At 41.0% G+C, this 7,959-nt stretch carries 10 protein-coding genes; 3 read left to right on the top strand and 7 right to left on the bottom strand.

Going from position 1 to position 7,959, the window contains the following annotated elements; translation table 11 throughout:
* Positions 1-293: hypothetical protein (locus NSS94_RS26160; RefSeq protein ID WP_341040528.1), on the bottom strand; the 293-nt coding region annotated here is incomplete at its 3' end.
* A 200-nt stretch (positions 294-493) separates the two neighbouring features.
* Positions 494-676 (bottom strand): hypothetical protein, encoded by a 183-nt coding sequence (locus NSS94_RS26155; protein ID WP_341040527.1) that lies wholly within the window; start codon positions 674-676, stop codon positions 494-496.
* Between the two features lie 1,057 nt (positions 677-1,733).
* On the opposite strand from NSS94_RS26155, the gene NSS94_RS26150 reads away from it, so the two are divergent.
* A complete protein-coding gene (locus tag NSS94_RS26150; RefSeq protein WP_175405264.1) occupies positions 1,734-1,883 on the top strand; it encodes a hypothetical protein in 150 nt (49 codons plus the stop codon).
* A gap of 506 nt (positions 1,884-2,389) precedes the next feature.
* Here NSS94_RS26150 and NSS94_RS26145 read toward each other — a convergent pair.
* Complete coding sequence (locus tag NSS94_RS26145; protein WP_340957820.1) at positions 2,390-2,572, bottom strand: hypothetical protein; 183 nt, start codon at positions 2,570-2,572, stop codon at positions 2,390-2,392.
* Positions 2,573-2,651: 79 nt separating this feature from the next.
* Entirely contained in the window at positions 2,652-3,569 is a 918-nt protein-coding gene (locus NSS94_RS26140) for a phage integrase N-terminal domain-containing protein (protein WP_341040526.1), read from the bottom strand.
* Between the two features lie 1,854 nt (positions 3,570-5,423).
* Here NSS94_RS26140 and NSS94_RS26130 point away from each other — a divergent pair.
* Positions 5,424-5,882, top strand: coding sequence for a hypothetical protein (locus NSS94_RS26130; protein WP_341040524.1), 459 nt, complete (start codon positions 5,424-5,426; stop codon positions 5,880-5,882).
* 74 nt (positions 5,883-5,956) lie between these two features.
* Here the strand turns inward: NSS94_RS26130 and NSS94_RS26125 are convergent, their stop codons facing one another.
* The 3 genes from NSS94_RS26125 to NSS94_RS26115 all read right to left on the bottom strand — a co-directional run bounded on the left by NSS94_RS26125 (position 5,957) and on the right by NSS94_RS26115 (position 6,925).
* Complete coding sequence (locus NSS94_RS26125; protein ID WP_341040523.1) at positions 5,957-6,400, bottom strand: hypothetical protein; 444 nt, start codon at positions 6,398-6,400, stop codon at positions 5,957-5,959.
* Between the two features lie 139 nt (positions 6,401-6,539).
* On the bottom strand, positions 6,540-6,761 hold the full coding sequence (locus NSS94_RS26120; RefSeq protein ID WP_341040522.1) for a hypothetical protein: 222 nt from the start codon (positions 6,759-6,761) through the stop codon (positions 6,540-6,542).
* Positions 6,713-6,925, bottom strand: coding sequence for a sigma-70 family RNA polymerase sigma factor (locus tag NSS94_RS26115; protein WP_341040529.1), 213 nt, complete (start codon positions 6,923-6,925; stop codon positions 6,713-6,715). The genes NSS94_RS26120 and NSS94_RS26115 overlap by 49 nt, the downstream gene beginning before the upstream one ends.
* Before the next feature lie 312 nt (positions 6,926-7,237).
* On the opposite strand from NSS94_RS26115, the gene NSS94_RS26110 reads away from it, so the two are divergent.
* On the top strand, positions 7,238-7,417 hold the full coding sequence (locus NSS94_RS26110) for a hypothetical protein (RefSeq protein WP_341040521.1): 180 nt from the start codon (positions 7,238-7,240) through the stop codon (positions 7,415-7,417).
* Positions 7,418-7,959 lie beyond the last annotated feature (542 nt).

Genomic DNA, 7,959 nt, shown 5'->3' with positions numbered 1-7,959 from the left:
ACTTGCAGCCGTACCTTCTCATCTACAATCTCGTCTATGCGGTTCGACAGCGCAGCTACTGCAGAAATTAAATCATCTACCTTAGCGTTAAGCATAGCGACTTCTGTACTGCTATCTGGCGTAGCGACCAGGGACACAGAATCGCTATTGTAAACCCTTGAATACCTCTCTACCGTTGCATTTACCGCGCTCTCATATTCTGCTCCCCGAGCTAAAAGATCCAATAAAGCCTTAAACGCAATAATGTCGTGATCTGTAAAGGCTCGATGGTCTTTATCATCCTTAGTAAACACATAGCCAGCATTTTCAAGACTTCTTGCATACTTGTTGACTGTAGAGCGACCTATATCCAATAATTTTGCGACTTGAACTGTACTATATATGAAATTCAATGGTGTGCTATTCACGTTCAATCACCTCGCTATTTATCTTCTATAGAATCACCGAAAACCCTTGTCTTATCAGCTACTTTAGTCGCTTTTATGAATCGCCGTCACTTCGCTCCGGTTCCGTGACTCTCACCTCGATCATCGTGGACAACGAAAACCACGTTGACCACAATGCCTCGGTTCGAATCACGGCGGTGTGAACCACCTACAAGGCCACCACCACTCTCCAACGCTTCGCTATCTTTCAAGCTAAAAAAGAACTTGACTGCGAGGATCTTAATCGGCACGCTGGCATGGTTTGTCAGGAAATGCGCATAGATTATCACCTACTGTGCAGCCATAAAAAAACAAAAACATGGCTGCACTAGTAAGCGATAATGTCACGCCGTGTACGGCTGTCGAGGGTTCCTCTCATCCATGCCCGATTACGGTTATACCGTCAGTGCCTTTTCACTCGTAAAGCCAATCCTACGAGCGCGCAACGCGCATGTGCACCGATCACCATTCCTTGCGGAATCCTGGCTACCTCCAGACCGATTATCAGCGTCCTCCCAATCTCTGGCTGGCTCCCGCCTGGGCATGGGTAGGCGTTGAATGGAGTTGACGCTGATTCTCTGCTTCGGCTCAGCTTACCGTACCCGTATTTTTACGTGCTGGGCAGCTAGGCACGTTTGGCGTTCAAAACCCGATTACCTAAAAAAGACAATAGGAAATCAAGCCCTCGAACATCATTTTTTCAAAAAAAATGGTTCGAGCGCCGAAACATATGAGATTTTTATGTATGATCAAACACCGCGCCACTGCTGGCACTATGCTGAATCAGCAAACCAAAAAAGCCCCTGATCCGCACATCTCACGGATCAGGGGCTTCAACATATTATCTCAAAAACTTATTGAATCTACTGGCAAAACACAGTACAATGAACCTAATCGTTCAACGATTCAAATAAGTATACAAGTCATGTTTTCGCGTCCTGTTTCGCCGATGTACAAGATCGGTAGACAGCAGCCTAGGGTTTGGCGACCCAAAGTTGCCGTGAAACTGGCTTTAAAGCTTTTCTAGGAAAAGCTTACCACGAGTCTAGCAAAACATGCTAGACTTTTTTCATTTGCCTACTAACTCCCTATTTCACATACTAAATCTTTTGCACTTAGAGCCTTTTGAGTACCTATCCATTTTAATCCTTCTATTGTCTATTCTAAGAGGTTTTATATTCACTCCTTTACTTAAGTGAGCAAAACAACATATAATCCATCCTGCGGCTTCTGAGAGCGTCTGACGACCAAGAAAATAGACAACCAACAGAAGTTGGCCTGATCATTAACTATAAGGAGGTTCACCCCATGAAATATTCAAATAAAGATCAAGCAGCCAACGTGCAGCATTGTCCTGAGGACCAGATCCAGCCGGCCAGTAACGAACAGGTAATGCCGATCGCACAGAAAGGCATAGACAAATATAGACGGACCCTGGATAAGCTCGCCAAGAATTAGGGTATTCCCCCTCTTAGATCGTGTATTCTTTGGTTCCCGTTTTTAGTTCCCGATTATGGTTCCCAAGAAAAAGAAGATGGCTCTTTTTAAAAAAAACGCATGGTTGAGCCATTCATAGAAAAAGTGGTGTCCCCCTTTTTCGTGGGAACCATAATCGGGAACTATAAAAAAGACTTGGGCGTATACGCCCAAGTCTTTTTTATAGCCCTTTACTTACTTAACTTTAACAGAAACCCACTGGTATACGAATTAGTATACTAATAGGGATACTATTGGGTACGTTATTTGGGATTCGATCTGGTATGGTCAATTCGCCCCATGAATATTTTTATTTCATGCTATTTATCCCGTTAATTGTGATCTTCACTAATTCAGACGCACAAAATTGAATTTTAAGACCTGTTTCGGAACTTGACCTTACTTAAGTACCAAAAAGGGTAAAACAGCGATTAAAAATCCATCAGGGATTTCTGGTGGCTTTTTGGTGTGAATGTTGGAACGAAAGATCAAAAGAAGTCCTCTGTAAGATCCAATTTTCTATTACAGACATCGCAATGAACATGAATAATCGTACCAAGACCTGTTGGAATAAACGTATAGGAAAGCTTGGCTCCTGCTACATCAACCGGCTTACAAGAATCCCATTCCTTGATCTTCTTTTCCATTTCAGCAGTAATTTCAAATTTCATTGTCACTTCTCCTAATTCGTTTTTGATTTAATTTATAGTACAGAATGCGCTTGATGTCATATTAGTTTCGTTTTTTTTGCTATCCCTCATAAATCTTGATCACATCGATCCGTTCATGGCCAACTTCTCGGCTCACAATTGATGCTGCGTTATCTCGGCTGTATCCCTTCTCTATTTCCTGCTGCATACGCTCCTGTACATAGCTGTACCGCAAGCCATGAAAAGTAAGGCTCCGTGAACTTCCATCCCGTTTATCGATTCGCTGTTCCACGCCTTGCGTGGTCTGCACCTTATCCCGATGATGTTGTACAAACTTCTCCATCCGGTTCACTACCTGGTGCGTTTTTTCTCCAGCAGCGATGAAAAGCCGGTTACCGCGTTCAGTATACCGCAGCCGACGCTCGAAAATGATCCTCCCTGCCGCGCTTAATGGAACTTCTCGGTGCTTTCCGTTCTTGGCCTCCCCCTTCACCTGGTACACGCCTGTACGCAGCGCATGTTCAGCTTGTGCGCGGCTGACTGCCGCAGCTTCGGTCACACGCAGACCCATCGTGCGGGCCAGCGTCAGGCAATCCGCTACATTTTCCTGCTGCAGCTCCTTTGCGATCTGGATCATGCCCTGGTACTCTTCTTCCGTCCAGGCTCGATTGCCGTTGACCTGTGGCGTTTTTGTCAGCTCTATACCGTGCTGCTTCTGCAGCTCCTTATTATCGGACAGCACGTAACGCGGCTGCTGAATCTGATCATGCAGGTACCGCAGCGCAGTAAGATCATTCTTGATCGTCTTGGCCGAGCTACCGGCACGCTGCCGAGATTGGACAAACGCCACGATGTGCTTGTCACTCAAGTTACGTATGTTTTGCATTTTGAAACTGGACGCGCAAAACCGTACAAACATCAAGCAACTATCCTTATAACGATCCCTCGTAGCGTAGCTGCCTTGTCGTGTATGTTTAAAGATTTTTTCTACTTGAACTTCTACAGTCGTTTTCCCCATCCGGGTATCCTCCTTTTTAAAGACCTGTGAAGACCGAGGAACTTGTTCCGAGTGTCTGAACAGGTTTCGCGCGCAGCGCGTAAGCACACATTGCGAAGCAATGTATAAGTGCGCCCTTACGGGAATCTGCAGCTCCACCTGCAGACAGATTTCACCCAGTGGCAAAAGCTTCTGTCTTCGCCGTTTCCTCGTAAACGAGGAAACGGAAAAACGAATCTAACCCGTTGTGGCTGTGAAGCTCGTGGTTTGCGCTGCGCGTCTTTCTCTCTGCTATTTCTAATGAAATAGCAGAGAGAAAGACGCGCATTCGAGCCATAAAGTTTGGCTAATGCTGACCCATCATATTTGGCTGTGTGCTATGAGTAATGTTTGTTGGAGTGCTGCCCTAACGGGTGAATGCTTCGCATTCGACTCCCAGCGATCCAGCGACTAACAGCTTGCCGTAACGCGGCCGATCCTTCGGATCAGATCACTTTCGTGCCGATTGAAAAACTACAATCAACGCCCGGCGATGCGCTAATTCGTGCTCCACTTTTTCAACCATCATAGTCGCAAGCGACTTTGTGGTGGAGCTATGGTCTTGGTCATAAATTATATGGTCAATCAAAAAAGCCGGTTGGCCACTTCAACAGTCATACCTAAACAAAAAACAGGATTCATTTTTCTAAAACTTCCACAATTTTCTCTTAGCAACTGCAGTCACACTTAATGACTGGTTTGCTGTAGAGAACAACACCCTAATCTGTATATTAAAAAAGCCGATTATAGTGGCATAAAATGCCTTCTACAATCGGCTGTAAGCAATAAAAAAAGCCCTTTTGAACATGCCTAAATAGGGCATGCAAAAATAGACTTGTGCTTAATTCAGTAAAATCCTGTTCTTCGCGCTGATCCCAAGGTCGGCAAAGAAAATAAAGTACCTGTGACTTCCCAATCTGGTAATTCGGTAGCTTTTCGTTCTCCAAATAATAATTCATGCAGCTCTCTAGTAGAGCTGATCCTATTCTCCGTTAGCGCATGCCACAGAGACAATTAATAGATTTTTTCGTATTGTTATCATTGTAGATATATCCAAACAAATTAGCAAGTTTTTCCGGACAAGCCAATCAGAATAGCAAATAAGTTGCTCCTGCAGACGCGTTGCATGAGCTACTTATTTCTGGCGAGCCAATCTTCCGGTCATAAAGGCAGTCCGCTGCGTCCAGGTACTCTTTTTGGAACAAGTCCTCAGCCATTTCAAACAGTACCTGGATGTAGATAGGAGTATCTAACAACAGACTTACAACTCTTTTTATACAATCCAACCGGCCAAGCTCCACACAACGATATAGAAATGGGCTTATTTTTCGCCAATTCAGTAATTTCAAAGTGAAAAGTGAGTTGATAAATGAAATAAAGAAAGCTTCAGGCCGGATGAAAAGGGCCTGAAGCTTTCAGCACATGATCACTTACTCTTTTTCTTGAAGAGTAAATTTGTAATTGATCCCAGTACACAACTAGCTAGAAGAGCAATTAGTAATATCTTAATTATGGCCATATACATAGCTTCTGATGAGTCGATGATATTCAGAACTAATCCTAGCGACACAACTAAAAAGATAATGATATAGTCTTTTTTTCTAACTTTATTGCCCATAAAATGAAATCACCTCTCTTTTTGTAAATAACCCATTGAAAATACTTCCAACTTAGAATGTCTATTATAAATATATACATTCATTTACCTATGGTAATATTTTTACATAAATACATTTTTTTAAATTTCTTGATATGATAAAAATATAGTATAGGGTTATGGTAATTTTTTTGATACTAATGGTATATTATGTGCATATGATTTATAAGGAGGACTTTATGAAAATACAAAAAAAATACGCCCTAAGTTTCATAATAATTTTTATAGTAATAGTCGTTGCAGGAGTCATTTTTACATCTAAAACGACTATATCTTTTAAAGAAGCAGCTTTGGGGCAAGTAAATTTAGAAGAAATTGACACAATTGAAATTATTAAATCAGATGATAATTCTGCAAATGAAAAAAAAATAACTCTGTCAGACCCTAAAGCAATTAATCAAATAATAAATGTATTTTCACAATTACAGCTAAAAAAATCCAATTCAGGTACTCATTCATCTGACTCGTACTGGATCACTATAAAATCAAAACAAGAAAGGAAACTTGGATTAACCATATTGGGAGAAAAAAATTTGGTAGTTTATAAATACAATTCGACCGCCCCTAAAAATAGCTTTGTTTCTTATGAGATTATTAGTGGGTATAATGGAAATATAATACCCAATTTTTTCGAATAAATTTGGATTTGGGGAAAAAATAACCGCTTGTCTTAGTTAAAGACAAGCGGTTATTTTTTCTATAACTATTACTATTACATAAGCATCCATCCACCACTGGTGGAATGTACTCGCGTCACTACACCTTTACCGGTAATGAATCTGATTCCCTGTGTTTCGTATTCAATAAATGGGAATTTAACATCAATTAAATCATATCTCCCTTGATTGTCCTCCAAAAAGTCTTGAAGATACCCCATTTCCCAGTAACCAGTAATAACCAAATTTTTGAGGGCTTCTTTTTCACTAGGAATCATACCCACTAGGAGAGAGGCTATGCCTGCTGCCAAACTAGGTGCAGTATATTTAAAAAATACAGCTCCCAAGATAGAAAGCGAAGTACTTAATGCGGTGGCCAAAGCATTAGTATTCTGCTCTACAAGCCCCTTATCATAAACATTTCGTTGTGCTCTTTGCAGTTGTCTGACCTGATCCAAATTCAAAACAAGATTAGCTGTGTATTCTCTTGTAAATGCCATAATTAATTATCTCCTTTTAATTAAAGTTTTTTTGTCTAATCAGACTTGAGAGCTGCGCGCTTTATTTGCTTCTCGTTATATAGGGAAAAAAAAGAGGCATTTTTACAACTCATTCATACTTTTTTTATTTAAAAAGTTTCTATTCCAGCTCGTTTAACTGAATATACTCTAAAAATTCAACGATAATCTGGGAAATGGCATCTTCCTGTGGCAAGTGAATAAATTTACTTACATGCAAAATATCATTTTTAAAGAGATCAATGAGCTGTAGCATAGCTTGGCTATCCTTTTCCTGAACTATGTTTATTAATCTTAAAAGTTCACTGTCTGAGATAATTTCTGGAGCATTTTCTTCTTCCATTTGCTCACCGCCTGTTGACTAATGTGTAATTGCTGAGCTACTTGAGATTCAGTTAAATCTTCAATGTAAAGCTTATAAATAATAGATCTCCCTTGAGGCGGCAAGGAGTTCAAAAGTTGTTGTATCAAAATTTTATTTTCAGTCAATACGGTAGAAGCAAACATATTGGGCTTAATTTCAAAAAAGGAAAGCTCACTACTCCTCATTTTTTTAGCTCGGTATTGTATCCTCCACCCAATACGATAAATTTCAGTCCGGCACCTTTCGTAAGCTGTCACTTGTTTTTTCAAAATACAATCACCCTCTCTGTAAAAGCTTGTATTCTCTGTATATGTATAGGGAAAAAGTAAGGATGTTTTCACAACCACGAGAACTAATGTTCCCATAATATTGTACTATTTTTTTAGTTTGGTTGTGCAATAAGGTAGGAGATTTCCCTAATTTTATAAAATATTTAGGAAAGGGGATGTGCAATTATGCAGGTTGCGGATATGATCACACTTGTCACTAATGTCGGGTTTCCAGTCACGCTTTGCTTTATTTTGATACGCTATGTACTAGGAACAATAGGTGAAAAGTTAGATCAACTAGATGCATCTTTAAAGCAACTATCACAAGCTATCGAATCTATTAGGCGTACAGAAAAAGGCGGATAATAATAGTTTTTATCCCATCTTGTGCCAAAAATCCGAACGATCCTCCAGACATATGTTCAAAATCCTGAATTTTGTGCACATGTCCAGCCCTCCGATCCGCAAAAACGGCCGTTTTTGGTCTTCAGCGCCGATTAGCCTGCCGTGGAACAATACAAAAAAGCAGAGATTTGGCCATCTGGCCGATCTCTGCTTTTCTCGCGATTGCTCCGTTTTTCGCCCCTGTCCATTTCCGAAAATAGAGCTATTCTGGATGATTTATTGGAGGATCATCTTCTTTTGAAAAATCTATCGTACAGCACTAAAGCGACGAGAATGGTAAACACCTGAATCAAAAACTGTGGCACTAAGATTAAAAAGTCCAAGTAAATTCCCCTTTCATCTATCAGAACAACCCAAAGAATCGTTTGCGTCGGCCGTGCAACTCAAGCCGTGAAACAGCCCCGGCAATTTCTGTGAGCTGCTGATCCGCACGATCTTGAGCTTGACGCACTTCCTCCAGCACACCATTTACCTGGTCACCGATCCCGGAAGCCGCAGCTGCG

Source organism: Paenibacillus sp. FSL L8-0644 (genome assembly GCF_038008165.1).
In the GTDB taxonomy this organism is placed as follows: Bacteria; Bacillota; Bacilli; order Paenibacillales; family Paenibacillaceae; genus Paenibacillus; species Paenibacillus polymyxa_D.
The sequence above is the reverse complement of the archived record's forward strand: the minus strand, read 5'-3'. Positions and strand labels throughout refer to the sequence as shown.